Annotated in this window: 28 protein-coding genes and 1 pseudogene; 14 read left to right on the top strand and 15 right to left on the bottom strand. The window is 66.9% G+C overall.

Annotated elements, in window-relative coordinates; all coding sequences use genetic code 11:
• Nucleotides 1–54 precede the first annotated feature (54 nt).
• The 7 genes from AWC16_RS17635 to AWC16_RS17605 form a co-directional block, all read right to left on the bottom strand.
• Nucleotides 55–345 carry a hypothetical protein gene (locus AWC16_RS17635; protein ID WP_085266054.1) on the bottom strand — a complete coding sequence of 97 codons (291 nt, stop codon included), beginning with the start codon at nucleotides 343–345 and terminating at the stop codon, nucleotides 55–57.
• A gap of 5 nt (nucleotides 346–350) precedes the next feature.
• Nucleotides 351–1,556 carry an inorganic phosphate transporter gene (locus tag AWC16_RS17630; protein WP_085266023.1) on the bottom strand — a complete coding sequence of 402 codons (1,206 nt, stop codon included), beginning with the start codon at nucleotides 1,554–1,556 and terminating at the stop codon, nucleotides 351–353.
• A gap of 44 nt (nucleotides 1,557–1,600) precedes the next feature.
• Nucleotides 1,601–1,900 carry a hypothetical protein gene (locus tag AWC16_RS17625; protein WP_085266022.1) on the bottom strand — a complete coding sequence of 100 codons (300 nt, stop codon included), beginning with the start codon at nucleotides 1,898–1,900 and terminating at the stop codon, nucleotides 1,601–1,603.
• Nucleotides 1,897–3,174: an inorganic phosphate transporter gene (locus AWC16_RS17620; RefSeq protein ID WP_085266021.1), complete on the bottom strand. Its 1,278-nt coding sequence runs from the start codon at nucleotides 3,172–3,174 to the stop codon at nucleotides 1,897–1,899. The genes AWC16_RS17625 and AWC16_RS17620 overlap by 4 nt, the downstream gene beginning before the upstream one ends.
• A 113-nt stretch (nucleotides 3,175–3,287) precedes the next feature.
• Nucleotides 3,288–3,689 carry a VOC family protein gene (locus AWC16_RS17615; RefSeq protein WP_085266020.1) on the bottom strand — a complete coding sequence of 134 codons (402 nt, stop codon included), beginning with the start codon at nucleotides 3,687–3,689 and terminating at the stop codon, nucleotides 3,288–3,290.
• Nucleotides 3,689–4,573 carry an SDR family oxidoreductase gene (locus AWC16_RS17610; protein WP_085266019.1) on the bottom strand — a complete coding sequence of 295 codons (885 nt, stop codon included), beginning with the start codon at nucleotides 4,571–4,573 and terminating at the stop codon, nucleotides 3,689–3,691. Before AWC16_RS17610 ends, AWC16_RS17615 begins: the two co-directional genes overlap by 1 nt.
• 58 nt (nucleotides 4,574–4,631) lie before the next feature.
• Nucleotides 4,632–5,534, bottom strand: coding sequence for a 1,4-dihydroxy-2-naphthoyl-CoA synthase (locus AWC16_RS17605; protein ID WP_085266018.1), 903 nt, complete (start codon nucleotides 5,532–5,534; stop codon nucleotides 4,632–4,634).
• Between the two features lie 38 nt (nucleotides 5,535–5,572).
• Between AWC16_RS17605 and AWC16_RS17600 the strand changes: the two genes are divergently transcribed.
• The 5 genes from AWC16_RS17600 (at nucleotide 5,573) to AWC16_RS17580 (ending at nucleotide 9,215) form a co-directional block, all read left to right on the top strand.
• Nucleotides 5,573–6,394 carry an amidohydrolase family protein gene (locus AWC16_RS17600; protein WP_085266053.1) on the top strand — a complete coding sequence of 274 codons (822 nt, stop codon included), beginning with the start codon at nucleotides 5,573–5,575 and terminating at the stop codon, nucleotides 6,392–6,394.
• A gap of 67 nt (nucleotides 6,395–6,461) precedes the next feature.
• Nucleotides 6,462–6,800 (top strand): hypothetical protein, encoded by a 339-nt coding sequence (locus AWC16_RS17595; protein WP_133055963.1) that lies wholly within the window; start codon nucleotides 6,462–6,464, stop codon nucleotides 6,798–6,800.
• 3 nt (nucleotides 6,801–6,803) lie between these two features.
• On the top strand, nucleotides 6,804–8,420 hold the full coding sequence (locus AWC16_RS17590) for a TNT domain-containing protein (RefSeq protein ID WP_085266016.1): 1,617 nt from the start codon (nucleotides 6,804–6,806) through the stop codon (nucleotides 8,418–8,420).
• A 58-nt stretch (nucleotides 8,421–8,478) separates the two neighbouring features.
• Nucleotides 8,479–8,814: a hypothetical protein gene (locus tag AWC16_RS17585; protein ID WP_085266052.1), complete on the top strand. Its 336-nt coding sequence runs from the start codon at nucleotides 8,479–8,481 to the stop codon at nucleotides 8,812–8,814.
• Nucleotides 8,815–8,882: 68 nt separating this feature from the next.
• Nucleotides 8,883–9,215, top strand: coding sequence for an Imm63 family immunity protein (locus tag AWC16_RS17580; RefSeq protein ID WP_085266051.1), 333 nt, complete (start codon nucleotides 8,883–8,885; stop codon nucleotides 9,213–9,215).
• A gap of 154 nt (nucleotides 9,216–9,369) precedes the next feature.
• Here the strand turns inward: AWC16_RS17580 and AWC16_RS17575 are convergent, their stop codons facing one another.
• The gene (locus tag AWC16_RS17575; protein ID WP_085266015.1) at nucleotides 9,370–9,681 is read right to left on the bottom strand and encodes an SseB family protein; all 312 of its coding nucleotides are present in this window, start codon (nucleotides 9,679–9,681) and stop codon (nucleotides 9,370–9,372) included.
• A gap of 229 nt (nucleotides 9,682–9,910) precedes the next feature.
• Between AWC16_RS17575 and AWC16_RS17570 the strand changes: the two genes are divergently transcribed.
• Nucleotides 9,911–10,870, top strand: a complete 960-nt coding sequence (locus AWC16_RS17570) for an o-succinylbenzoate synthase (RefSeq protein WP_085266014.1) — start codon at nucleotides 9,911–9,913, stop codon at nucleotides 10,868–10,870.
• Nucleotides 10,871–11,013: 143 nt separating this feature from the next.
• Here AWC16_RS17570 and AWC16_RS17565 read toward each other — a convergent pair whose 3' ends face one another.
• Nucleotides 11,014–11,703: a sensor domain-containing protein gene (locus AWC16_RS17565; RefSeq protein WP_234812327.1), complete on the bottom strand. Its 690-nt coding sequence runs from the start codon at nucleotides 11,701–11,703 to the stop codon at nucleotides 11,014–11,016.
• A 71-nt stretch (nucleotides 11,704–11,774) separates the two neighbouring features.
• Here AWC16_RS17565 and AWC16_RS17560 point away from each other — a divergent pair, with 71 nt between their 5' ends.
• From AWC16_RS17560 to AWC16_RS17545, 4 genes are all read left to right on the top strand, one after another.
• Nucleotides 11,775–12,605, top strand: a complete 831-nt coding sequence (locus tag AWC16_RS17560) for an alpha/beta fold hydrolase (RefSeq protein WP_085266013.1) — start codon at nucleotides 11,775–11,777, stop codon at nucleotides 12,603–12,605.
• Nucleotides 12,606–12,615: 10 nt separating this feature from the next.
• A complete protein-coding gene (gene menD / locus AWC16_RS17555) occupies nucleotides 12,616–14,271 on the top strand; it encodes a 2-succinyl-5-enolpyruvyl-6-hydroxy-3-cyclohexene-1-carboxylic-acid synthase (protein ID WP_085266012.1) in 1,656 nt (551 codons plus the stop codon).
• A 2-nt stretch (nucleotides 14,272–14,273) separates the two neighbouring features.
• A complete protein-coding gene (locus tag AWC16_RS17550; protein ID WP_409370700.1) occupies nucleotides 14,274–14,798 on the top strand; it encodes a DUF3592 domain-containing protein in 525 nt (174 codons plus the stop codon).
• 151 nt (nucleotides 14,799–14,949) lie between these two features.
• A complete protein-coding gene (locus tag AWC16_RS17545) occupies nucleotides 14,950–15,147 on the top strand; it encodes an excalibur calcium-binding domain-containing protein (protein ID WP_085266011.1) in 198 nt (65 codons plus the stop codon).
• A gap of 154 nt (nucleotides 15,148–15,301) precedes the next feature.
• Here AWC16_RS17545 and AWC16_RS17540 read toward each other — a convergent pair whose 3' ends face one another.
• Nucleotides 15,302–15,949, bottom strand: coding sequence for a DsbA family protein (locus AWC16_RS17540; RefSeq protein ID WP_085266010.1), 648 nt, complete (start codon nucleotides 15,947–15,949; stop codon nucleotides 15,302–15,304).
• Between the two features lie 37 nt (nucleotides 15,950–15,986).
• Between AWC16_RS17540 and AWC16_RS17535 the strand changes: the two genes are divergently transcribed.
• Nucleotides 15,987–16,676 carry a demethylmenaquinone methyltransferase gene (locus tag AWC16_RS17535; RefSeq protein WP_085266009.1) on the top strand — a complete coding sequence of 230 codons (690 nt, stop codon included), beginning with the start codon at nucleotides 15,987–15,989 and terminating at the stop codon, nucleotides 16,674–16,676.
• A gap of 22 nt (nucleotides 16,677–16,698) precedes the next feature.
• Here AWC16_RS17535 and AWC16_RS25280 read toward each other — a convergent pair.
• The 3 genes and pseudogenes from AWC16_RS25280 to menJ form a co-directional block, all read right to left on the bottom strand.
• Nucleotides 16,699–16,875: pseudogene (locus AWC16_RS25280) on the bottom strand (deazaflavin-dependent nitroreductase); the annotation flags it as partial.
• A 14-nt stretch (nucleotides 16,876–16,889) separates the two neighbouring features.
• Nucleotides 16,890–17,552, bottom strand: coding sequence for a class I SAM-dependent methyltransferase (locus tag AWC16_RS17525; RefSeq protein ID WP_409370699.1), 663 nt, complete (start codon nucleotides 17,550–17,552; stop codon nucleotides 16,890–16,892).
• A 101-nt stretch (nucleotides 17,553–17,653) separates the two neighbouring features.
• Nucleotides 17,654–18,868 (bottom strand): menaquinone reductase, encoded by a 1,215-nt coding sequence (gene menJ, locus AWC16_RS17520; protein ID WP_085266008.1) that lies wholly within the window; start codon nucleotides 18,866–18,868, stop codon nucleotides 17,654–17,656.
• A gap of 39 nt (nucleotides 18,869–18,907) precedes the next feature.
• Between menJ and grcC1 the strand changes: the two genes are divergently transcribed.
• The 3 genes from grcC1 (at nucleotide 18,908) to AWC16_RS17505 (ending at nucleotide 21,323) form a co-directional block, all read left to right on the top strand.
• Nucleotides 18,908–19,924: a nonaprenyl/(2E,6E)-farnesyl/geranylgeranyl diphosphat synthase gene (gene grcC1, locus AWC16_RS17515; protein ID WP_165759253.1), complete on the top strand. Its 1,017-nt coding sequence runs from the start codon at nucleotides 18,908–18,910 to the stop codon at nucleotides 19,922–19,924.
• Nucleotides 19,925–20,006: 82 nt separating this feature from the next.
• Nucleotides 20,007–20,855 carry a zinc metalloprotease HtpX gene (htpX, locus tag AWC16_RS17510; RefSeq protein ID WP_085266007.1) on the top strand — a complete coding sequence of 283 codons (849 nt, stop codon included), beginning with the start codon at nucleotides 20,007–20,009 and terminating at the stop codon, nucleotides 20,853–20,855.
• A 129-nt stretch (nucleotides 20,856–20,984) separates the two neighbouring features.
• The gene (locus AWC16_RS17505) at nucleotides 20,985–21,323 is read left to right on the top strand and encodes a type II toxin-antitoxin system HicB family antitoxin (RefSeq protein ID WP_085266006.1); all 339 of its coding nucleotides are present in this window, start codon (nucleotides 20,985–20,987) and stop codon (nucleotides 21,321–21,323) included.
• 31 nt (nucleotides 21,324–21,354) lie between these two features.
• Here the strand turns inward: AWC16_RS17505 and AWC16_RS17500 are convergent, their stop codons facing one another.
• Together AWC16_RS17500 and AWC16_RS17495 are read right to left on the bottom strand one after the other, a co-directional pair.
• Nucleotides 21,355–22,965 (bottom strand): SulP family inorganic anion transporter, encoded by a 1,611-nt coding sequence (locus tag AWC16_RS17500; protein WP_085266005.1) that lies wholly within the window; start codon nucleotides 22,963–22,965, stop codon nucleotides 21,355–21,357.
• Nucleotides 22,966–23,105: 140 nt separating this feature from the next.
• Nucleotides 23,106–24,131 carry an NAD(P)H-dependent glycerol-3-phosphate dehydrogenase gene (locus AWC16_RS17495; protein ID WP_085266004.1) on the bottom strand — a complete coding sequence of 342 codons (1,026 nt, stop codon included), beginning with the start codon at nucleotides 24,129–24,131 and terminating at the stop codon, nucleotides 23,106–23,108.
• Nucleotides 24,132–24,160 lie beyond the last annotated feature (29 nt).

The following is a 24,160-nucleotide window of genomic DNA, read 5'->3' as shown; positions in this document are numbered from 1 at the left end:
CGTCAACTTCCCCGCGCCGACACCGGACGGAACATGTCGGCAACGATATTACGTCTATTCAAGGCCGAAAACCCCTTCCCAGCTGCCCCAGTCGTCCCATTGCCAACCGATGCGATGCTCGATGAAGTCGCGCGCGATGAACAACACGCCGGCCAGCACCACCGCCACCAACAGCCCGAAGACCACCCACCGCAGCAGGATGAATTCCCGGCGGTGCGTCGTCGGGCCGTCCGCTAGGGCGCCCAGGCGCACCCCGACGGCGAACAACCCGGGCAGTGCGGTGCCGAGCAACAGGCCGAAGATCAGAATCTTGGCCGTGGCCACATAGTTGAACCAGGCGCTCAGGGCGTTCACGCACCGACCCCCTCCGCGTCGACCTCGTCAGGTGACGACGGTGTAAGAGGTTGCGGGGCAATGACTTCGAGTCCATCGGTCATATGCGCACCCCAATCGGCGGTGACATTGGTGTGGTCGACCGGGACCTTGCGGGACTGCAGCCAGATCAGCGCCGACACCCCCACCAGCAGTATCAGGCCGGCGATGGTGCCGCGGTAACCGCCGATGCTGTGGATCAGCCAGTACGTACCCGCGCCGATGGTGCCGGCCAGCGGCAGGGTGATCAGCCAGGCCGTGGCCATCCGCCGGGCCACCTCCCAGCGCACGGTGGCCCCGGGTTTGCCCAGGCCCGAACCCAATACCGATCCGGTCACCACCTGCGTGGTCGACAGCGAGTAACCGAAGTGACTGGAGAGCAAAATGATGGCCGCCGAGGATGATTCGGCGGCCATGCCCTGGGGGGATTCGATCTCGACGAGTCCCTTGCCCAGAGTGCGAATCACCCGCCACCCGCCGAAGTAGGTTCCCGCGGCCATCGCCAGCGCGCAGGACACGATCACCCACAGCGGCGGCATGATGTCGGTCGTCTGCGCTGCGCCGTAGGTGATCAGCGCCAGGAAGATCACGCCCATGGTCTTCTGCGCGTCGTTGGTGCCGTGGGCCAGTGACATCAGGGCCGCTGAGAAGACCTGCCCGCGACGGAACTCCCGCCGGGTGCGTCCGGGGGAGACGTCGCGGGTCAGCCGGTAGACCAGCCAGGTTCCGACGGTGGCGACCAGGGTGGCGGCCAGCACGGCGATCACCGTGGGTATCAGCACCTTCGACACCAGCCCGGGCCAGCGAACCCCGGCTCGGCCGGCTGCGGCGAGCATCGCGCCCACCACACCGCCGATCAGGGCGTGTGAGGAACTGGACGGTATTCCGAGCAGCCAGGTCACCAGGTTCCAGATGATGCCGCCGACCAGCCCGCCGAACATGATCTCCAGCGTCACGAGGTGGGTGACCACCAGATCTTTCGCCACCGTGGCCGCCACCTGGGTGGACATGAACGCCCCGACAAGGTTCAGCGTGGCGCAGAGCGTTACCGCGGTCTTCGGCTTGAGCGCGCCGCTGGCGATCCCGGTGGCGACGGCGTTGCCGGTGTCATGGAAGCCGTTGGTGAAGTCGAAAGCCAATGCGGTGATCACGACCGTGATCAACAGGAACAGCTCCAAGGTCACCGTGCGGATTTTTGCAGCCGCACGTCCGCCTTGTCGAGCCGGGTTTACTTCGGCTTGGCGCCGAGCAGATACCAGCCGAAGTGATGGCCCAGGAAGTCGCGGGCGATGAACAGCACTCCGATGATCGCCACGGCCAGCACCACCAAGAAGATCGCCCAGCTGAGGGCGAGCAGCAGCCGTCGAGTGCCGGCCGTGCCGGCGGTGCCACCGGCGGTCGCCGGGACATTGCTGCCGGCCGCGTTGACCCGCACCCCGACTGCGAACAGTGCCGGCAGCAGGCCGCCGACCAGCAGACCGAAGACCAGGATCTTCATGGTCGCGGCGACGTTGAACCACTGGCTCATGACCGGATGACCTCGCGAGTGGTGGGGTCATCGGTGGAGACGACGCTCAACCGTGCCCCCTCGGGGCCGGTGTCGAAGGCCGACCTGAGGGCAAGCTCGACTTCGCGGCCGGCCTCCTCGGGCTGCACGCCCGGTGCGGAGAGACCGCCGGTGAGGCTGCCGTCCCATTCGGCGTTGACGTTCTTGTGGTCGATGCGCGCCCGGCGCGACCGCAGCCAGATCGCCAGGATCGTGGTGATCAGCAGCACCACGCCGGTGGTGATACCCGGGTAGCCGCCGATACCGTGTACCAGGCCGTACGCGCCGGAGCCGACTCCGCCGGCCATCGGCAGCGTCACCAGCCAGGCGGACACCATCCGTCCGGCGACACCCCAGCGCACCTGCGCGCCCGGCTTGCCGACGCCGCTGCCCAGCACCGACCCGGTTGCGACCTGGGTGGTGGACAGCGAGTAGCCGAAGTGGCTGGACAGCAGGATGACCGCGGCGGCGGACGACTCGGCGGCCATGCCCTGCGGCGGTTTGATCTCGACGAGCCCCTTGCCCAGGGTGCGGATGATGCGCCAGCCGCCGGTGTAGGTGCCGGCCGCCATGGCCAGCGCGCAGCTGACGATCACCCACAGCGGGGGCAGCGTCTCCGAGGTGCTGACGGCGCCATAGGACATCAGCGCCAGGAAGATCACGCCCATGGTCTTCTGCGCGTCGTTGGTGCCGTGTGCCAGCGACACCAGCGCCGCCGAGCCGATCTGGCCGTGCCGGAACACCTTCTCGGAGTGCTTCTCGTCGACGCCCCGGGTGATGCGGTAGACCAGCCAGGTGCCGACGGAGGCGATCAAGGTGGCGATCACGGTGGCCAGCACCGCCGGGACCAGAACCTTGGAGACCACCCCGCTCCAGTTCACCCCGTGCCCGCCGACCGCGGCGATCATCGCTCCCACGATGCCGCCGATCAACGCGTGCGACGAGCTGGACGGAATACCGAGCAGCCAGGTCAGCAGGTTCCACACGATGCCGCCGACCAGGCCGGCGAACACGATCTCAAGGGTCACCAGGTGGGCGTCCACCAGGCCCTTGGCGATCGTCGCCGCGACCGCGGTGGACAGGAAGGCGCCGATCAGGTTCAGGCATGCCGACAGCGTGACCGCGGCCTTGGGTTTGAGCGCACCGCTGGCGATCGATGTCGCCATCGCGTTGCCGGTGTCGTGGAAGCCGTTGGTGAAGTCGAAAGCTAAGGCTGTGATCACCACGATGATCAGAAGGAGTAGATCAAGGCTCACGGGAGCATCACGGCACTGATTCTGCGGCCTGGACGGGGCCGTTGTCTAACGATCACCCGTACGAAACGCCGGTGTATGTCGAGACGTTCCGAACTGTTTCCCCGTCGTTAACCTCACGCATCCGCGCGTTTGTCCTGGCGGGAGTCCCGGCGTAGGGGGTGATCTGCGGGAACCTCCACGAAGATCAGGGTGAGTCCGTCGGGATCGGTGACATGCATCTCATGCAGTCCCCAGGGTTCCCGACGGGCGGTCCGGGCGATCGGCACGCCGCGGCTCTCCAGTTCGGTCTGGGTGGCGGCGACGTCGCGCACCTGCAGCCACAGGGCCCCGGGAAAGGGGCCGCCATGCTCTGTGCTGCCGTGCCCGGCGAGTTCGATCAGCGACTGCCCGGCGTAGAACACCATTCCGGCGCCGTAATCGCGGGCGATCGCCAGGCCGATCTCGTCGCGGTAGAACCGCAGTGAGCGTTGATAGTCGGTGGGCCGGAGCAGGACCCGGCTGGCCAGAATCTCCATCAGTCCTCGACGGGTTCGATTCGGTTCCGCTTGACGATGGCGGTGGCCCAACCGGCGTTGAGGTTGTCCAGTGCGCGGAACGCCAGCGCCAGCCGCGGCGCGATGCGGATCGGGCGGTATCTGGCCGCGTCGATCATCCACGCGCCGGCTTCCTCAGCGGTGAGTCCCGGCTTGCCCTGGAACGCCGCGGTGGGCGCGATCATCGGGGTCTTCACCAGCGGGTAGTACAGCGTGGTGGACTGCACGCCGTCGCGGGCCCACTCGCTGTCGATGGACCGGCTGACGGCGCTCAATGCGGACTTGGAGCCGTTGTAGACGCCAAACAGCGGCGAGGAGTCCGTGAACACGCCCCAGGTGGCGACGTTGATGATGTGGCCGTCGCCGCGCTCGCGCATCGCGGGCGCGAACCCGCGGATCAGCCGTAGCGGCGAGTAGTAGTTGAGTTGTATGGTCCGCTCGACGTCGTGCCAGCGGTCCAGGGATTCGGCCAGCGGACGGCGGATGGAGCGCCCGGCATTGTTGACCAAGATGTCCACCCCGCCGAACCGCTCGTCGACGTCTTTGACCAGGGCGTCGATCGCCGCGAGATCAGACAGGTCGCACGCGATGGCGTGGGCGGTGCCACCGGCAGCGGTGATCCGCTGGACCAGTGCGTCGAGGTTTTCCTGGCGGCGGGCCACCGCGATCACGGTGGCGCCCGCCGCCCCGAACTGTTCGGCGCCGGCTTCCCCGATGCCCGAGGAGGCACCGGTCACCAGCACCCGCTTGCCGGCGAGGTCGACGGGCTTGGTGCCGGGTCGGTGCATCAGCTGCGCGGCGACCGGGGGACGCATGGTTGCGAGCGTGATCTGGTCGGACAGTCGGCGCAGCGGGCTTCGGCTCATGATTAGGGAGTCTATTCGGGCGTTACATACGCGCCGAGTCTGCAGTTAGCGTGGGCGACTAGAAGTAGCGGGGGAACCGGCTCCAGTCCGGATCGCGCTTCTCCAGGAACGAATCCCGGCCCTCGACGGCCTCGTCGGTCATGTAGGCCAGCCGGGTCGCCTCGCCGGCGAACAGTTGCTGGCCCACCAGGCCATCGTCGAGAAGGTTGAAGGCGAACTTCAACATGCGTTGCGCCTGAGGCGATTTGCCGTTGATCTCCCTGGCCCACTGCACACCGGTGGCTTCCAGCTCGGCGTGGTCGACGACCTCGTTGACCGCGCCCATCTGATGCATCTGCTCGGCGGTGTAGGTCCGGCCCAGAAAGAAGATCTCGCGGGCGAACTTCTGGCCCACCTGCCGGGCCAGATAAGCACTGCCGTACCCACCGTCGAAGCTGCCGACGTCGGCGTCGGTCTGCTTGAACTTCGCGTGCTCGCGGCTGGCCAGGGTCAGGTCGCACACCACGTGCAAACTGTGCCCGCCGCCCGCCGCCCAGCCGTTGACCAGGCAGATCACCGGTTTGGGCATGAACCGGATCAGCCGCTGCACCTCCAGTATGTGCAGCCGCCCGGCCCGCGCGACGTCGACGGTGTCGGCGGTGTCACCGGAGGCGTACTGGTAGCCGCTGCGGCCGCGGATGCGCTGGTCGCCGCCGGAGCAGAACGCCCAGCCGCCGTCCTTGGGCGCGGGTCCGTTGCCGGTCAGCAGCACCACGCCGACGTCCGGGGACATCCGGGCGTGATCGAGGGCTTGATACAGCTCGTCGACGGTGTGCGGGCGAAACGCGTTGCGCACCTCGGGGCGGTTGAACGCCACCCGCACGGTCGCGTCGGTGACGTGGCGGTGATAGGTGATGTCGGTCAGGTCGGCGAAACCGTCGACTGTGCGCCAGATGCTCTCGTCAAAGGGATTGCTGCTCACGCCTGCGACCGTACCGGGCGCTGGCTACGGTGGAGGCGATGACGATCGACGTCTGGATGCAGCACCCGACGCGCCGCTTCCTCGCCGACGACATGTTGGCGTCGCTGCGGCGCTGGACCGGCGCGGCGATACCCGAGGACGAGATCCCGATCGAGGCCACCGTGTCGGCGATGGACGCCGGCGGCGTGGATTTCGGGCTGCTCAGCGCGTGGCGCGGCCCCAACGGCATGGACCTGGTCTCCAACGACGAAGTCGCCGGGTGGGTCCGAGCGCACCCGAGCCGGTTCGCGGGCCTGGCCACCGTCGATCTGGATCGCCCGATGGCGGCCGTCCGCGAGCTGCGGTCCCGGGTGCGTGACGACGGGTTCGTCGGCCTGCGGGTGGTGCCCTGGCTGTGGAATGCGCCGCCGACCGATCGGCGCTACTACCCGCTGTTCGCCGAGTGCGTGGAGCTGGGCGTTCCGTTCTGCACCCAGGTCGGCCACACCGGGCCGCTGCGGCCGTCGGAAACCGGTCGTCCGATTCCCTACATCGACCAAGTGGCGTTGGACTTTCCCGAACTGGTCATCGTGTGCGGGCACGTCGGGTATCCGTGGACCGAGGAGATGGTCGCCGTCGCCCGCAAGCACGAGAACGTCTACATCGACACCTCGGCCTACACCACCAAGCGGCTGCCCGACGAACTGATCAAGTTCATGAAAACCCGTACCGGGCAACGAAAAGTGTTGTTCGGCACCAACTATCCGATGATCATGCACGACCATGCGCTGGATGGCCTGGATGCTCTCGGGTTTGATGACGCGGCGCGGGCGGATTACCTGCAAGGAAATGCCCAGCGGGTGTTCGAGCTGACTGTCTGAAAGGTGACTGGCGGTACCTGCGGCGCCTTGCTACTTTCCTGCTCGGGGTCTGACGGGAGGTGTGGGTGTGGCATCGGTGCCGATTGATCCCGCGAAACTGTCGGTTCGTCCCGCGCTGTTGCACGCGCACGCTTCGCGGGTGGCCGACGCGACCGATGTGTCGCGCACATTCGCGGCCAGGCACGCGGGTTACCTGGGCGACTGCGCCGCGGCGTGGGCCGGGGCCTCCGCGGAAGCGCTGGCCGAACTGACTGCGCACTGGGAGGCGACCGACGAGCGGTTGCACGGGCGCGTGCACGCGTTTTCCGAGGCGATGCGTGAGGGAGGTCGCCATTACAGGGCGATGGAGGAGGAGCACGCCCGGATGTTCACCGTGCTCGTTCCCAGAGGACCCGGCGCTTCCTAGCGGATGACGATCACCACTGACGGCATCGAGAAGTGGAATCTCGAAACCCTGGACACGGTGTTCGAGATCGCTACGGAACGGTCTGCGCGCAAGGCCGACTTCGGTGGGGCGTTGAGCGACGCCGGCAGTGGGCTCAAGGACTGGGAGGGCCACGGTGGCGACGCGTTCCGCCGGGAGTTGGGCAAGCACCGCGCCGACATCAACGATCACCAGAGTGAGGCGACCGCGATAGCCAACGCCTTCTACTCCGCACGAGCTGAGGTCGCGGCATGCAAGCGCGAATGGGCATCCATCAAATCGGTTGCGGTGAGTAATGATTGGGCAATCAGTCCTGATGGCAGGTTGAGCGGACAGGTCAGCCCCCGGAAGCGCAATGACTTCGAGGCGCTGCAACGCCGGCTGACCACGCTGATGACCGACGCGGGCAGAACGGACCAGAAGCTGGCAACTGCCATCCGGGCCGTGGTCGGAGAGACCAAGGTAGACGCCGGAGGTCGAGCGATATTCGGCCCGCCGATGCCGAACGACGGCACGAAGACACCGGCCGGGCATCCGTTGCCGGCCGGCGCACCGCGGACGCCGAGTGCCGCCCCCGGTGAGCCGGCGGTGGGCAGCTTGCCGTGGTTGGTGAATCAGGGGCGCCAGCCGGGTGGTTCCACCGCCCCCGTGCCGATGAACTCCGAGGACGTGGAGACCTTCAAGGTGTTGGCTCGGCAGGTACTGACAAACGACGGTGTTCCGCCGGATCAGATCGAGGCGCGGATCAACGCAGCCGTGATCCAGGCCCAACAGCCCTTACCGCGCTATACGCCCCCGGAGCCGGAGCGACAGCCGGCGCCGGGGTTCGGCGACGGATTCGGCGACCGTTGGAGGGACGCCGAACAGGGCGTCAAGAACCTGCTGGGTCAGGGCGGACCGGGCGCCCCCGGCGTCCTGGAATCCTGGGGCGGCCTGGCCAAGGGCCTCGGTAGCGCTTTCGTGAATCCGGTCGGTACCGGTGTCGCACAGATCAAAGACGCCTTGAACTCGCCCAGCCCCGCCTACTTCCTCGGCGAAAAGACATTCGATATCGGCTCTGCCGCCGTCACCCTTCCGTTCGGCGGCCAAGGTGCCATGGTTCGGGCGGGGCTTCCCGCCGAACTTCTCACCGAGGGTGGTGCGCCCGCAGCGGTTCTACGAGGCTGGCACCCCACGGGGGGAATCCCTTGGGACGAATTCGAGTCCCGTTATGGCACTCCTGAATCCCGACAATGGCCAGCGAACGACGGATTTCCGCAAGGGTATGTCCCGCAGTCCGCGCAGCTGCCTGAAGGCACCATCATCGACAGATTTGGGTCGCCAAGCGGCCGCTATCTTGCGCCCGATGGCGCACCCTTTTCAGATCGGTCGCTGGCGCCCGAATCGGTTGGTGGGAACTACAATCGATACATGGTTACTGGGGAACCACTACCTGCTGGCTGGCAAATAGTAGAAGGACCCGTAGAGCCCTATTATGGGCAGGTGCCGTCATCAGGAGCGACGCAATACATGATCACTGCACCCGATGGTACTAGGCCAACCGTCAGAGAATTGGTAAGGCTAGGTATACTTGATGACTATGGACCCCCTCTTGGACGGTAGGTCCCAAGAGCTTCAAAGCAGAATCGACCGGTTGTCGGAGGCGCTGGGAGTACGCTCCATGCCGGTCGGGATGCGAACCAGCGACGGTCTCAATATCTTCGTAGATGAGGAAGGCGCTTATCACTTTGCTTTCTACGAACGTGGAAAGCTTGGCTTCGACAGGGTCGGCAGCATTGATGATCTTTGCTATTGGTACTGTACGGAGATCGTCACAGATCGAGCCGCCAAACAAGTCGGTGACCGCGCAGAACGTTTCTTGCTTGAGTATCAGGTGCTAGGCCAATTTAGCCCCGAGTGGGCGAAAAGGAATGTTCGTGAGACTGCTGGCCTCTTTCGCAAATATGGCAAACCGCAGGATATAACCCTACTTCCTGACATCGGCGAGACGTTGTGACTGTCTTAAGCTCCAAAGAGCTTCAAGCAGAGATTGATCGGCTGTCTGACGAGCTCGGGATTCCCTCCATGCCGGTCGGCATGCGGACCAATGATGGTCTCAATATTTTCGTCGATGATGACGGCTCCTATCATTTCACTTATTTCGAACGCGGAAAGCTAGGCTTTGACCGATCGGGGAGCCTCGATGATCTTCTCTATTGGTATTGTAAAGGCATCGTGAGACGAGAGGCCTCAAGGTTGGTAGGCGACCGTGCGGAACGCTTCAAGTATGAGTACGAGGTGCTCAGCGAATTAAACGTCGCTTGGGCTAAACGGCGGGTCCATGAGCTTGCCGCTATGTTCAGGAATGGTCAGCCGCAGGATATTTCCCTACTCCCTGGTATCGGCGAACCTTTATGACGACTTACCGGGAGAATCGCTTCTCATCGGGTTGACGAAGGGTCAGCATCAAAAATGGCTTCTCACCCTTCCCGTCTGTAGTCAAAGAGCCCCGCGTCTTGGGGCCACGCGAACATCGGCGGTGCTGAGGACGGCTCAACCGGCCAAGCGCTCGTCAAGCGTCAGGCAAGATTTCAACCGGATGTTCGCTCAAGGGTTCAATTACAATTCCCGTGCCTTTCAGCAGCTCAATTGAGCGGGTCGTCTCCATCACATCCTGGACGTTACCCTTCAGTATCGCATAAGCAACGCGGTCCCTTTGTGCATAGAATTCTTTTATCGATTCGACGGTACGGAAAACAGGAAAATATCGCATACCGTCGCGTTCAAGTAAAAAGAGTCTTTGTTCGCCGTCACTTGTCTCTCCGAAAGGGGTCGAGTAGTAAACGGTGGTATCAGCGGAAGAGGTTTCGGCCTGCTCGCCCATGGTGTCTCCCTCATCGCGGTGGCGTTGACTCTGACGACCTGCTGCAGTCTGCGCTGCCCTGGCGCCATGAGCTACGCCAGCCATGATGCACGTCTGTAGCGGGTCCGCCCAGGCTAGTAGTCGGCCCAATTCGACTTGAACGTCGCATTCGCCGGCTGGTCGACGCCGGCAACCCTAATTCCCAATGCCCTCCTGGCGCACCTCGCCACCGGCCCGGCACCATAGACCGATGCCGCCCCTCGACGACATCCTCGACCGCCTGCACGTGGTGGCACTGCCGATGCGGGTGCGGTTCCGTGGCATCACCGTTCGTGAATTGGCGCTGATCGACGGCCCGGTCGGCTGGGGGGAGTTCGGGGCGTTCCCCGAATACCACGCCCCCGAGGCGGCGCATTGGCTGGCCGCAGCGCTGGAGAGCGCCTACCACCAACCGCCACAACTTCTTCGGGACCGCATCCCGATCAACGCAACCGTGCCCGCCGTCGACGTCGGCCGAGTGCCCGAGGTGCTGGCGCGGTTCCCCGGGGCCCGCACCGCCAAGGTCAAGGTTGCCGAACCCGGCCAGACCCTGGCTGATGACGCCGCTCGTGTCGAGGCCGTCCGCGCGTTGATTCCCACTGTGCGGGTGGATGCCAACGGCGGTTGGACCTTGGAAGAAGCAGTGCAGGCCACCAAAGCGCTCACCGCCAACGGCCCACTGGAATACCTGGAGCAGCCCTGCGCCACCGTCGCTGAACTCGCGGAACTGCGCCGCCGCGTCGACACCCCGGTCGCCGCCGACGAGAGCATCCGCAAAGCCGACGATCCCTTGGCGGTCAAGACCGCCGGCGCGGCCGATATCGCCGTGCTGAAAGTCGCACCGCTGGGCGGTATTTCGGCGCTGTTGAAGATCGCCGATCAGATCGGCATCCCGGTGGTGGTCTCCAGTGCGATCGACTCGGCGGTCGGTATCGCCGCCGGACTGCGCGCCGCGGCGGCACTGCCGGACCTGCGGCACGCTTGCGGGCTGGGCACGGGATCCCTGTTCGTCGAAGACATCGCGGAAGCGCCGCAACAAACCGACGGCTACCTGCCGGTGCACCCGATAACCCCGGACCCGGCCCGCCTGCATGCCCTGGCAGCCCCGCCGCGGCGGCGGCAGTGGTGGATCGACCGGATCAAGGCCTGCCATCGGCTGCTGGCTGTCTGAGTCCAGCTGGAGGGCAGGGTTTTTGCCCGGCTTACAGCGACAGTGTCCACCAGGCCCGGTCCCCCTAGCAGTTGTCGCTGATAGCCGGGCACAACACCACATGGTGGAATCCGGGACCGGCGAGTCACCGACGACCAGAACACTCACACGCTGGGCAGCCGCGCGTCGATCCCGTTGACGATCGTGACGGCCTCGTCGCTGACGTAAAGCTTGCAGGCGAGCACGTCGATCGCGACGTTGTTGCTCACCCGCAGGGCCCGCTGACACGACCAGCCTGCGCTGTCGTCCTGGTGCTGGGTCATCCACAGCGTGGAGTCGACGTCGGCGACCGTGTCGAACGTCCACGGCGTATCGGAATGGTCGTCCCCACTGGTGGTGAATGTCCGCTCGCCGCAGGTGTTCCAGCGCCGGGCGGTGGCGTCGAAGAAGCTCTGCGCAGTGTCGCGGGTGGCGAACACCGTCACAGCCTGGATCACGAAATGATCCAGCGCACTCTCGGTGAGGGTTTGGGCGACCGTCGCGGTCCAGTCGCTGTCGGCGTACACCGACTGTTCGACGGGCATCCAGGCCGGCATGCAGTCGCGGTCGGGGAACTGGCGGCCGGCGTCGAACATCCGTGACCGGGAGTCTTTCACCCTCATACCCGGGGAGCCCATCACATCGCTGACGGTGGAGGCCTCCAACAGCAGATCCGGCAGCATCGACGCCGCCACCGGACGGAGTCCCTCGTGATCGGCCGGCACCGCCAGGCCTCCGGTCACCCGCGAACAGCCGGCCACCACGGCGCAGGCCAGCAGCAGCCCGGCGGGCAACCCGGCGTCCCGTATCCGCATCACCGTCCCCAAGCTGCGCAGTTGCGATCCTGACACCATAAGGCGTCGCGGGGTCGCGTACCTTCACTCCCGTGACCAACCTCGCTTACGACGACCGTAATCAGGATGGCGATCCGGTTCTGTTCATTGCCGGACGTGGCGGCGCCGGCCGCGGTTGGCACCTGCACCAGGTCCGCGACTTTCAGCTGGCCCGGTACCGCCCGATCACCTTCGACAACCGCGGGATCGGTGCCACCGAGAACGCCTCGGGATTCACCACCGAAACCATGGTGGCCGACACCGCGCAGCTCATCGAATCGCTGAACATCGACCCGGTCCGGATCGTCGCGGTGTCGATGGGCGCCTTCATCGCCCAGGAACTGATGCTGGCACGGCCCGAATTGGTGAAATCTGCCGTCCTGATGGCGACCCGCGGCCGCCACGACCGTGCCCGCGACTTCTTCCACCAGGCCGAGGTGAAATTCGCCGAATCCGGCATCGAGCTGCCGGCGGAGTACGAAGCAAAAGTGCGTCTGCTGGAAAGCTTTTCACCGAAGACCCTCAGTGACGATGCCGCGATCAAGGACTGGATCGCGATGTTCACCATGTGGCCGGTGAAAAACACCCCGGGGTTGCGCTGCCAGATCGACGTGGCGCCGACCACCAACCGGCTGCCTGCCTACGCCAACATCACCCAGCCGGTACTGGTGATCGGTTTCAGCGACGACGTCGTCACCCCCGCGCACCTGAGCCGCGAGGTCGCCGACGCCATCCCGGGTGCGCGCTACCTGGAGATTCCCGACGCCGGCCATCTCGGGTTCATCGAGAAGCCCGACCAGGTCAACAAGGCCGCGCTCGAGTTCTTCGCCGAGGTCGACGGCAAGCCGTTCCGGTGGGCGGCTGGGCCCCCGGCGCACGACTAACCTGATACCAATGACCAACCCCTCGACGGCACAGGCCCGCATCGTCGTCGACGAGCTGATTCGCGGCGGCGTCCGCGATGTGGTGCTGTGCCCGGGATCGCGCAACGCCCCGCTGGCGTTCGCCCTGCACGAAGCCGACCGGACCGGCCGGTTGCGCCTGCATGTGCGTATCGACGAACGCACCGCCGGCTATCTGGCGATCGGGCTGGCGGTGGGTGCCGGCGCGCCGGTGTGCGTGGCCATGACCTCGGGCACCGCGGTGGCCAACCTGGGCCCCGCGGTGGTGGAGGCCAACTACGCGCGGGTGCCGTTGATCGTGCTCAGTGCCAACCGTCCGTACGAGCTGCTGGGCACCGGCGCCAACCAGACCATGGAGCAGCTCGGCTACTTCGGCACCCAGGTGCGCGCCGCCATCAGCCTGGGGCTGGCCGAGGAAGTCCCCGACCGGATGGACGCCCTCAACGCCACCTGGCGTTCGGCGGTGTGCCGAGTATTGGTGGCCGCCAACGGATCTCGTACCGCCAACGCCGGACCTGTGCAGTTCGACATTCCGCTGCGGGAGCCGCTGGTGCCCGATTCTGACGACGCGGGATCGCTGCCCCCGGGCCGTCCGCACGGGCGCCCCTGGACCTACACCCCGCCGGTCAGCTTCGATCAGCCTCTGGAGATCGACCTGACCCCGGACACCGTGGTGATCGCCGGGCACGGCGCGGGCGCGCATCCGAACCTGGCGGCGCTGCCGACGGTGGCCGAACCCACCGCCCCGATGCCGGAGAACCCCCTGCATCCGCTGGCGTTGCCTCTGCTGCGCCCGCAGCAGGTCATCATGGTCGGCCGGCCAACCCTGCACCGCCCGGTGTCGACGCTGCTGGCCGACCCGACGGTGCCGGTGTACGCGCTGACCACCGGGCCGCGCTGGCCGGACGTGTCAGGCAACTCCCAAGCCACCGGCACCCGGGCGGTCGCCTCCGGGGCGCCCGACCCAGCCTGGCTGCGCCGCTGCGCGGAGCTGAACGCCCACACCTGCGCCGCGGTGCGTGACCAGCTGGCGGGGCACCCGCTGACCACCGGCCTGCACGTGGCCGCGGCTGTCGTCGACGCGCTGCGCCCCGGCGACCAGCTGGTGCTCGGCGCCTCGAACCCGGTGCGTGACGTGGCGCTGGTCGGCCTGGCCAACGCCGAGGACGCCCGTGATGTCGCCGTGCGGTCCAACCGCGGGGTCGCCGGCATCGACGGCACCGTGTCCACCGCCATCGGCGCGGCGCTGGCCCACGAGCGGGAGAACCCCGACGCCCGCACCATCGCCCTGATCGGGGACCTGACTTTCGTCCACGACAGCTCGGGGCTGCTGATCGGGCCCACCGAGCCGACACCGCGCCAGCTGACCATCGTGGTCTCCAACGACAACGGCGGCGGCATCTTCGAACTGCTCGAACAGGGCGACCCGCGGTTCGCCGATGTGTCGTCGCGGATCTTCGGCACCCCGCATGACGTCGACGTCGGCGCGCTGTGCCGCGCCTATCACGTCGAGTGCCGGCAGGTCGACACCGTCGACGCGCTGCCCGCCGCGCTGGCCGAACCGGCCGCCGGTATGCGGGTGCTCGAGGTCAAAGCCGATCGGTCCTCGCTGCGGACACTGCACGCCGCGATCAAGGCTGCCCTGTGAAGCTGTCCGATTACCAGTCCAACCGGGCCTATCGAGCGTTGAAACCGCTGGTGCGCAGCCTGATCTATGGCAACGGCGCTGTCGCTTCCAACACCCTGGCCGGGCGTGTGCTGCGTTGGGCGCGGATGGGTGTGCTGATCCTGGTGGCGGTGGTGACACTGCAGTCGGTGCTGCTGGTGGCCGGGGCATGGCGCAACGACCTCACCATCGAGCGTGACATGGGGGTGGCCGAGGCTGAGGTGCTCAACGCAGGCTTTCGGCGCTCCACCATCGAGTTCGTCACGCCGGAACGGATCACCTACCGCCCCGAACTGGGAGTGCTCTATCCGTCCGAATTGGCAACCGGGATGCGGATTTACGTCGAATACAACAAGGCCGACCCGGATCTGGTCCGGGTGCAGCACCGCACCGCGGTACTGGCAGTGATCCCCGCCGGGTCGGTAGCGGTGGTCGCCTGGCTGGTGGGGATCGCGGCGCTGGTGGGGCTGGGCGCCCTCGAGCGGCGGTGGGCTGGAACCAGCGGCTAATGCGCCGCTCGCCGCAGGGACGCGGAATCTACCGGAATGGTTTCGCCGATATAGGGCCTTTGCCCGAAATGAAATTGCTTGTTAGGCTCCTGCAAATTTCGTGCCGTTCGTTTGACAACAAACGGCGGCCTTAGTTGCGAGGAGTCCTTCAATGATCCGTCGTACCGTGGCCCTCGCCGGCGCACTCGCATTTGGCGTGGGTATTGCAATCGCTCCAGTTGCCGCTGCAGAGCCGTACTACAAGAACTGTGCCGAAGCGCGTGCGGCAGGAGCTGCGCCGATTCACAAGGGCGAGCCCGGATACCGTTCGGGGCTTGACCGCGACGGGGATGGCATCGCCTGCGAGTAGAGGTGATGCCGGCGCTGGCATATTTGTCGGGTAGCTGTGCGGCCCGCCGAGGAATTGTCGGGACCGAGGCTTTACCCTGATGGTTTATTGCCAGTGCAGTCGTTCAAATTCATCGAGAAGCAATATATTGCTGCGTGATCCAAGCCTACGAACCTTAGTGGCGCTCTTCCATCAGCCGCTCCAGCCAGCCGGCGTCGTCGGTGTCCACCATTGTTCTGGTGGCCAAGTCGTACACCGTCGGGGTGCCCGGGCGTTCCGGGTTGGCCGCCAACAGCTGCACCCGGTTGAACGCGTTCATCGAAGTGGTGTCGACGGCCGGCTGCCCGGCGGCGATCCGCTCCACCACGTGGGCCGGTAGGCCCGCTTCGCGCGCGGTGATCGCGATGTCTTCGACGCTCGGAGTGCCGCCCTTGCGGTACAGACCGTTCACGAACTCCTGGTAGGCCGCCGCAGAGGTGGCCGGATCGGCCGCCGCCATCAGCGCGTTGCCCACTCGCGCGGAGGTGTCGTTGCCCCGGCGGGCGTCCAGAAACGTCATCCACCGGTAGGTCACCGCGATGTCTCCGGCGGCCAGATGCCGGCCCAGGTCATCGCCGGAGGCCGCCTCGAACTTCGCGCATTCGGAGCATTGGGGGTCGCAGAAGATCTCCAACTGCACCGGGGCGGAGGGCGTTCCGGCCAGCACTCCGAAGTGATCGGCGCTCAGCGCGGTGCCGGGCGCACCGGCATCAGCCGCCGCCGGGCCCGCCAGAGCCCCGCCGAATATCACCAGTGCCGCCAATGTGCCCAGCCAAGACCGCATTCCGAGAACACTATCGGAGGAGGGTAGCGTCGACCCGGTGAGCCGCGCGAACCTGGACAAAGACCCCCGCGCGGTGGCGTCGATGTTCGACGGCGTCGCTCGGCGATACGACCTGACCAACACGGTGCTGTCGCTGGGGCGAGACCGATCCTGGCGTCGGGCCACCCGCAAAGCGCTCGGGTTGCAGCCGGGGGAGAAGGTTCTGGACCTGGCGGCCGGTACTGCGGTGTCGACGGTCGAGCTCGCGAAATCGGGCGCGTGGTGCGTGGCGGCGGACTTCTCGGTCGGCATGCTGGCCGCCGGGGCCGGCCGTGACGTACCCAAGGTCGCCGGGGATGCCACCAAGCTGCCCTTCGACGACGGCGTGTTCGACGCGGTCACGATCAGCTTCGGGCTGCGCAACGTGGTCGATCACGCGGCCGGCCTGCGGGAAATGGCCCGGGTGACCCGGCCGGGTGGGCGGCTGGTGGTCTGCGAGTTCTCCACCCCCACCGTTCCGGTGTTCGCGACCGCCTACAAGGAGTACCTGATGCGGGCGTTGCCGGCGGTGGCGCGCGCGGTGTCGAGCAACCCGGAGGCCTACGTCTATCTCGCCGAGTCGATCCGTGCCTGGCCGGATCAGGCGGCGCTGGCCGAGCAGATTGCCGCGTCGGGCTGGTCGGACGTGGGCTGGCGCAATCTCACCGGCGGGATCGTCGCTCTGCACTCCGGCCGCAAACCGGTTTAGTCCGCGTCAGGCCGGCGGGTCGAACCGGAAGACCGAAATGCGCCCGGAACGGGGTCATCGGTGTGCTCCGCGGCTGACCGGACTTGCGGCCCGGCACCGTCAACACCATCGGCGGGCCCATCGGTATGCCTAGCCGTTGCAGGCCGATCATGACCTTGTTGACCGGCTTCAGCCAGCGCGGCGGCTTCGGATTGCTCATCCCCGCCCTCCGTTTCAGCCCAGGTGCGCCGAGAGCAGCCAGCCCGCGGCCGACTTGCGCCCGCCCGCCTCATCGCGCAACGGAACGCCGCCGAACCCGGGAAAGTCGTCGGGAAACACCGCGTGCAACCGGGCCGGTCTGATCTCGTCGATCACCCAGTACTTCGACACCACGTCGCGCAGCTCGTCGGCGGTCACCGCGAACGGCGGGCCTTCGGGGATGGCGCTCTTGTCGAAGACGAGCACGAAGTACGACGCCCCCGGGGCGGCGGCGCGCACGATGGACTGCTGGTAGCCCTCGCGAGCCTCCACCGGGATGGAATGGAACAGCGTGCTGTCGACGATGGTGCCGAAGCGCCCGTCGTAGCCGGTGAACGCGCTGATGTCGGCGACCTCGAAGGTGGCGTTGGTCAGGCCGCGCTTGGCGGCCTCGGCGCGGGCCAGATCGATGGCGGTGGGCGACATGTCGAGGCCCACTGTGGTGTGGCCCCGCTCGGCCAGATACAGCGAGATGGCGGCTTCACCGCAGCCGACGTCGAGGATGTCGCCGTGGAATTTGCCCTGCTCGATCAGGGCGGCCAGCTCGGGCTGGGGTTCGCCGATGCTCCACGGTGGTTTGGTGCCCGAGCCCAGGTGTTCGGATTCGCCCCGGTAGGCGGCGTCGAACTCTAAATCCATCGAATCGCTCATCATTCCGGTATATCAACGACTCTGATATATGTCAATGGTGTTGATACTGAGGTTTGCTGCGCTGCCTGATAGCCGGTGCTTGGGTTCGCTCAGGAGAACGGGCGGCGGCGGTCGATCAGCCGCGACATCCGCCCCCCGCCGCGCCAGGCGCGCGCCACAAAGTCCGCGTCGTCGTCGGTGACCAGGTTGGCCATCACCCGCACCGCGACCCGCATCAGCATCGTCGAGCGCATCGCCAACGGACCGGTGGCCGGCAGGAACCGCGGGAACGTCAACAGCAGCGCCAGCCGCCGCGCCACCGAGAACCCGCGGGCGTAGTGGGCGGCCAGCAGTTCCGGCCAGGCGTGGGTGAGGTCCGGGCAGTCCAGCATCTCGGCCGCCAGCTGCCCGGTCTCAAGGCCGTAGTCGATGCCCTCGCCGTTGAGCGGGTTGACGCACGCCGCGGCGTCGCCGATCAGCATCCAGTTGGGCCCGGCGACCCCCGATACCGCGCCGCCCATCGGCAGCAGGGCGCTGGCCGGTGCCCGAACCGGGCCCTCGAAGCCCCATTCTTCGCGACGCAGATCGGCGTAGTAGGACATCAGCGGTCGCAGCGCCACGTCGGCGGGCCGCTTGACGGTGGCCAGCGCGCCGACGCCGATGTTCACCTCACCATTGCCCAGCGGGAAGATCCAGCCGTAGCCCGGCAGCACCGCCCCGTCGGGCGAGCGCAGCTCCAGATGCGAAGTCAGCCAGGGTTCATCGCTGCGCGGCGAGGCCAGATACCCGCGTGCGGCCACCCCGTAGACCGTCTCCTGGTGCCACTGGCGGCCCAGCACCCGACCCAGCGTGGAGCGGGCGCCGTCGGCGACGATCAGGGTCCGGCAGGCCACCTCGGTGCCGTCGGCCAGCACCACCGAGCGAACCCGCCCGGATGAGTCGTGATGGACGCCGACGGCCTTGACGCCCAGCAGCATCCGGGCGCCGGACTCCTCGGCGACCTTGCGGATCCGTTCGTCGAGTTCGGTGCGCGGTGCGGCGCTGCCGGTCGACGGGAACGACGGCCCGGGCCAGTCCACCTCCACCTCGCCGCCGAACCCCGACATCCGCAGCCCCCGGTGCCTGATGTGACTGTCGAGCCACTCTGCGAGACCCAACAACTCCAACTGCTCGACGGCGCGCGGGGTCAGGCCGTCACCGCACGGTTTGTCCCGGGGAAAGCCCGCCATGTCGACCACCAGCACGTCGCGGCCGGACCGCGCGGCCCAGGCGGCGGCCGCCGATCCGGCCGGCCCGGCCCCGACCACCACCACATCGGCCACCATGTCAGCGCTGGAATTCACACTGACCAGTATGTTGGAGCCGTGAGGACACCGGCGAGTGTGGTGGCGGGGTTGGACTTCGGGGGCTTGGGCGACCCGGCGTTCGCGGGCAATGTCCGCGACGGGGTGGCACGCATCGAAGAGCTGATGGACACCGAGTTGCGCGGCAGCGACAGCCTGATGACCGAGGCGGTGACGCACCTGTTCGACGCCGGCGGTAAACGTTTCCGCCCGCTGTTCACGGTGCTGTCCGCCCAGCTCGGTCCGGAGCCGGAGGCCTGGCAGGTGACGGTGGCCGGCGCGGTGATCGAGCTGGTGCACCTGGCCACGCTGTATCACGACGACGTGATGGACGAGGCGGAGATCCGCCGCGGGGCGCCGAGCGCCAACGCGCGGTGGGGCAACAACATCGCGATCCTGGCCGGTGACTATCTGTTCGCGACGGCGTCGCGGTTGGTGTCGCGGCTGGGTCCGGAGGCGGTGCGGATCATTGCCGAGACGTTTGCCCAGCTGGTGACCGGACAGATGCGGGAGACCCGTGGCGCCGCCGACGGGGCCGACGCGATAGAGCATTACCTCAAGGTGGTGTACGAGAAGACGGCCTGTCTGATCTCGGCCTCGGGCCGGTTCGGCGCGACGTTCTCCGGTGCCGCCGACGATCAGATCGAGCGGCTGGCCCGGCTGGGCGGCATCGTGGGCACCGCGTTCCAGATCTCCGACGACATCATCGACATCGATTCCGACCCCGACGAGTCCGGCAAGCTGCCGGGCACCGACCTGCGTGAGGGTGTGCACACGCTGCCGGTGCTCTACGCGCTGCAGGACACCGGCCCGGACGCCGATCGGCTGCGTGTGCTGCTGGCGGGTCCGGTGACCGAGGACGCGGCGGTGGCCGAGGCGCTGGGGCTGCTGCGGGTGTCTGCGGGCATGGTCAGGGCCAAGCAGACGGTGGCCGACTACGCCGCGCAGGCCCGCGCTGAGCTGGCCGCGCTGCCCGACTGCGTCGGCCGCGCGGCATTGGCCGGCCTGGTCGACTACACCGTCAGCCGACACGGCTGACCACAATTGCGGAACCCGCGCGGGCCCGGCGGCGTTTAATGAGCACGACTGGGGTTCTTCAAGGTCCATCAAGGAGGAGTCGATGACCTGGCATCCGCACCGCAACACGGCGAAGACGTTCTTTCTGCTGCTCGTCATGTCGGCGCTCATCGTCTTGGTAGGCCGGGCGTTCGGGCCGCAGATGATGTGGCTGGCGGTGCTGTTCGCGGTGGCCATGAACGCCTACACCTACTTCAACAGCGACAAGCTCGCCCTGCGGGCGATGCATGCCCAGCCCGTCACCGAGGTTCAGGCGCCGGAGATCTACCGGATCGTGCGTGAGCTGGCCACCGCAGCGCACCAGCCGATGCCCCGGTTGTACGTCAGCGACACCAACGCGCCCAACGCTTTCGCCACCGGCCGCAACCCGCGTCATGCCGCGGTCTGCTGCACCAGTGGAATCCTGCGGCTGCTCGACGAGCGGGAGTTGCGTGCGGTGCTGGGCCACGAGCTGTCACACGTCTACAACCGCGACATCCTCATCTCATGTGTGGCCGGTGCGCTGGCCTCGGTGATCACCGGTTTGGCCAACATGGCGATGCTCATGGGCAACCGCCGCAACGGCAACCCGCTGGCGATGCTGCTGGTCACGCTGGTCGGGCCGCTGGCGGCGTCGGTGGTGCGGTTGGCGGTGTCGCGGTCGCGGGAGTACCAGGCCGACCAGTCCGGCGCGGTGCTGACCGGTGACCCGCTGGCCCTGGCGTCGGCGCTGCGCAAGATCTCCGACGGGGTGCAGGCCGCTCCGTTGCCCCCCGAGCCGCAGCTGGCCAGCCAGTCGCACCTGATGATCGCCAACCCGTTCCGCGCGGGCGAGAAGGTCGGGCAGCTGTTCGCCACCCACCCCCCGATGGCCGACCGGATTCGTCGCCTGGAGGAGATGGCGCGGGGATAGGCCGCGCCGCGCACCTATCCGCGCGTCCAGCGTCCCTCTAGATCTCCGTCGCCACACCCGTCACTTCCGTGCCCGCACTTGGGGATAGGTGGCTTGTCGAATCCGATTGCGCATGCGCTACTGCCCGGCATGAACCATTACACCTACCGCGCTGAATGGTCGCGCGAGCATGACGAGTACGTCGGCCGCTGCCTTGAACTGCCGTTCCTGACGCACTGGGCACCGACCTTGCGGGAGGCCATCGCCGGTGTCGAGCGGGCGGTCGATGAGCACCTGGCCGAGCGGGCCGGGGAAGCCATGCCGGCGCCGATCACAGATCGGAAGTTCAGCGGCACATTCGTGGTCCGGACCTCGCCGGCGTTGCATGCGCGGCTTGCCGTCGAGGCCGCTGACCAGAACGTGTCAATGAATCACTGGATCGTTCAGAAATTGGCCGACCGCCCGCCGAGCAGCCTGCTCGACTGGTGATATCGCATACGCGATCGTTTTCGAACTCACCTCATGCGGGTTTGCTGATGGCCGCGAATACCGGTTTCTCCGCTGAGCACGTCGCGCAGGCGGGGGCGTCAGTGTTGCTCTCTCGCGAGTCGCCGGGCTGCGGCACGGTGTGGCCGTTGGTGCCGTTGTGGGCGATGGTGCCCTCTCGCGAGTCGCCGGGCCTGCGCACTGTGCCGCCGGTGGCGCGATGCTGTTGCTGCCAGTCCTCAAGGGCCTGCTCGGCGGCGTGATCGAGGTAGGTGGTCGAGACGTCAAGTGTGACGTGGTCCCCGGCCGGGATCCGCGACAGCACGCTGGTCAGCCGCGGCAGCGCCAGGAACGTGCACGCCCCGCCCACAGTCACCAGCCATTCGTTGTCGACCTGCTCGGCCTCGACCTTGACCCGGATCACCCGCCAGCCGGTCAACGCCAGCGCCAGCGCCAGACCGATCAACACCCCTTCCAGCAGGTTGAGGAACACCACGCCGGCCAAGGTCACCACGTAGACCGCGATATCGCCGCTGCGCCAAGCGGTTTCGACGTGAACCAGCTTGACCAGCTGGATCCCGACGGTGATCAGCAGGCCGGCCAGTGCCGCACTCGGAATCTTCTGCACCAACCCGGCGAACGGCAGCGCGAACAGCAGGATCCACACGCCGTGCAGGAATGCCGATGCCCGCGACTTCGCACCGGCGGTGACGTTGGTGGCGCTGCGCACGATAACCCCGGTGATCGGCAGGCCGCCCAGCATGCCGGAGGTGACGTTCGCGGTGCCCTGTCCGATCAGTTCACGGTTGAAGTCGGTACGCGCTCCGGTGTGCATCCGGTCCACCGACACCGCTGAGAGCAGGCTCTCCACGCTGGCGATCAACGCCACGGTGACCACGCCGATCGCGACAGCGGTCCAGTTGCCGTCCGGCAGCCCCGGCAGTTGCACGGCGTCCAGCAGTGAGCCGTCCAGGGTGATGCGACGCACCTCGAGGGAGAAGAGCAGGGACAGCAGCGTCGCCCCGGTGATCGCCACCAACGGCCCGGGAATCCGGCCCAGTGGCCCCGGCACCGATTTCCAGGCCAACATGGTGATGATCACCAGGATGCCCAGGATCGGCTCGGCACCGTGGGAATCGACCAGCCCATGCGGCAGGCCGATCAGGTTCTCCCAGGCCGAACTCGCCGACCGGCCGCCCAGCAGGACGTGCAGTTGCTGCAGGGCGATCGTGACGCCGATGCCGGCCAGCATCGCGTGCACCACAACGGGTGAGATAGCCAGGGCAGCCCGCGCCACCCGGCTCAGCCCCAGCAGAATCTGCAGCACGCCCGCGGCGACGGTGATCGCGCAGGTCACCTTCCAGCCGAAGCGTCCTACCAGGTCCGCCACGACGACTGTCAGCCCGGCCGCGGGCCCGCTCACCTGCAGTGGCGACCCGCCAAGCGCACCGACGACGAGGCCGCCGACGATCGCGGCGATGAGACCGGCGAGCACGGGCGCGTCGGAGGCGATGGCAATGCCCAGCGACAAGGGCAGTGCGACGAGGAACACCACCAGGGATGCTGGAAAGTCATAGCGGAGAACTGAGCGTAATCGGGTTGTTCGTTGGTCAGTGTCGTTGGCGGCTCGGTGCGCTGTCAGCATCTATGGGGTCCCCTGCTCTCATAAGATCTTGCTGAGATACGACCAAGCTATGCACGTCTGATTACCGGTTGAGGAATGCGACATGTCCAGTAAGTAAACATCGGTTACATAGTCGGAGCGAATACACAGGGAGTGTACAGTCAGAACCCAGAGCCCTCCACCTCATGCCCGGGCGTCTCGGCGATCAGGCCGCGGTAGGCCTGCTCAACCGTGGAGCCGTGGTTGATCACGCCGTCGACCTCGCGCGCGATGGGCATGTTCAGGCCGTACTGCGCGGCGAACTCCATGATCACGCTGGCGGCCCGCACCCCCTCGGCCACCTGATTCATCGACGCGATGATCTCGTTGATCGGCTTGCCGGCGCCCAGCTGTTCGCCGACGAACCGGTTGCGGCTGCGCTGGCTGGTGCACGTCACGATGAGGTCGCCCATCCCGGCCAGGCCGGAGAACGTGTCGCGAGCTCCGCCCATCGCCTCGCCGAGCTTGGACATCTCCCGCACCGAACGCGACATCACCATGGCCCGGGTGTTCTCCCCGATCCCCAGCGAGTACCCCATCCCCACCGCGATCGCGTAGACGTTCTTCAGCGCGCCGGCCATCTCGACCCCGGTCACGTCGTCGCTGGTGTAGACCCGGAATCGCTTGGTGCGGAACAGCAATGCCAACTCAGCGGCAAGATTCTGGTCGGGCATGGCCAGCACCGCCGCAGCCGCGTAGCCCTCGGCGACCTCGCGGGCGATATTCGGGCCGGCCAGGATGCCGGCCGGATGCCCGGGCAGCACCTCATCGACGATCTGCGACATCCGCATGTTGGTGCCCTGCTCCAGGCCCTTCACCAGGGACACCACCGGCACCCATGGCCGCAGCTCGCTGGCCAGCTCGGTGAGCACACCCCGGAAACCGTGCGACGGCACGGCCATCACGACGACGTCGGCGCAGCGCGCGGCGTCGGCGAAATCAGTGGTGGCGCGCAGGGTCTCGCTGAGCTCTACCTCGTTGCCCAGGTAGCGGCTGTTGCGGTGGTTGTCGTTGATATCGGCGGCGGTCGATTCCGATCGCACCCATTGCAGCGTCGGCGCACGGCGCGAACAGATGGACGCCACCGTGGTGCCGAACGATCCGCCTCCGAGCACGACGACCTTGGGTGTACGCGTAGCAGCTGGCATGAGCCACAGCGTATTGCCGTCGCCACAGC

This window comes from Mycolicibacter longobardus (genome assembly GCF_002102265.1).
GTDB classification, from domain to species: Bacteria; Actinomycetota; Actinomycetes; order Mycobacteriales; family Mycobacteriaceae; genus Mycobacterium; species Mycobacterium longobardum.
This window is presented reverse-complemented; position numbering and strand designations above follow the sequence as displayed.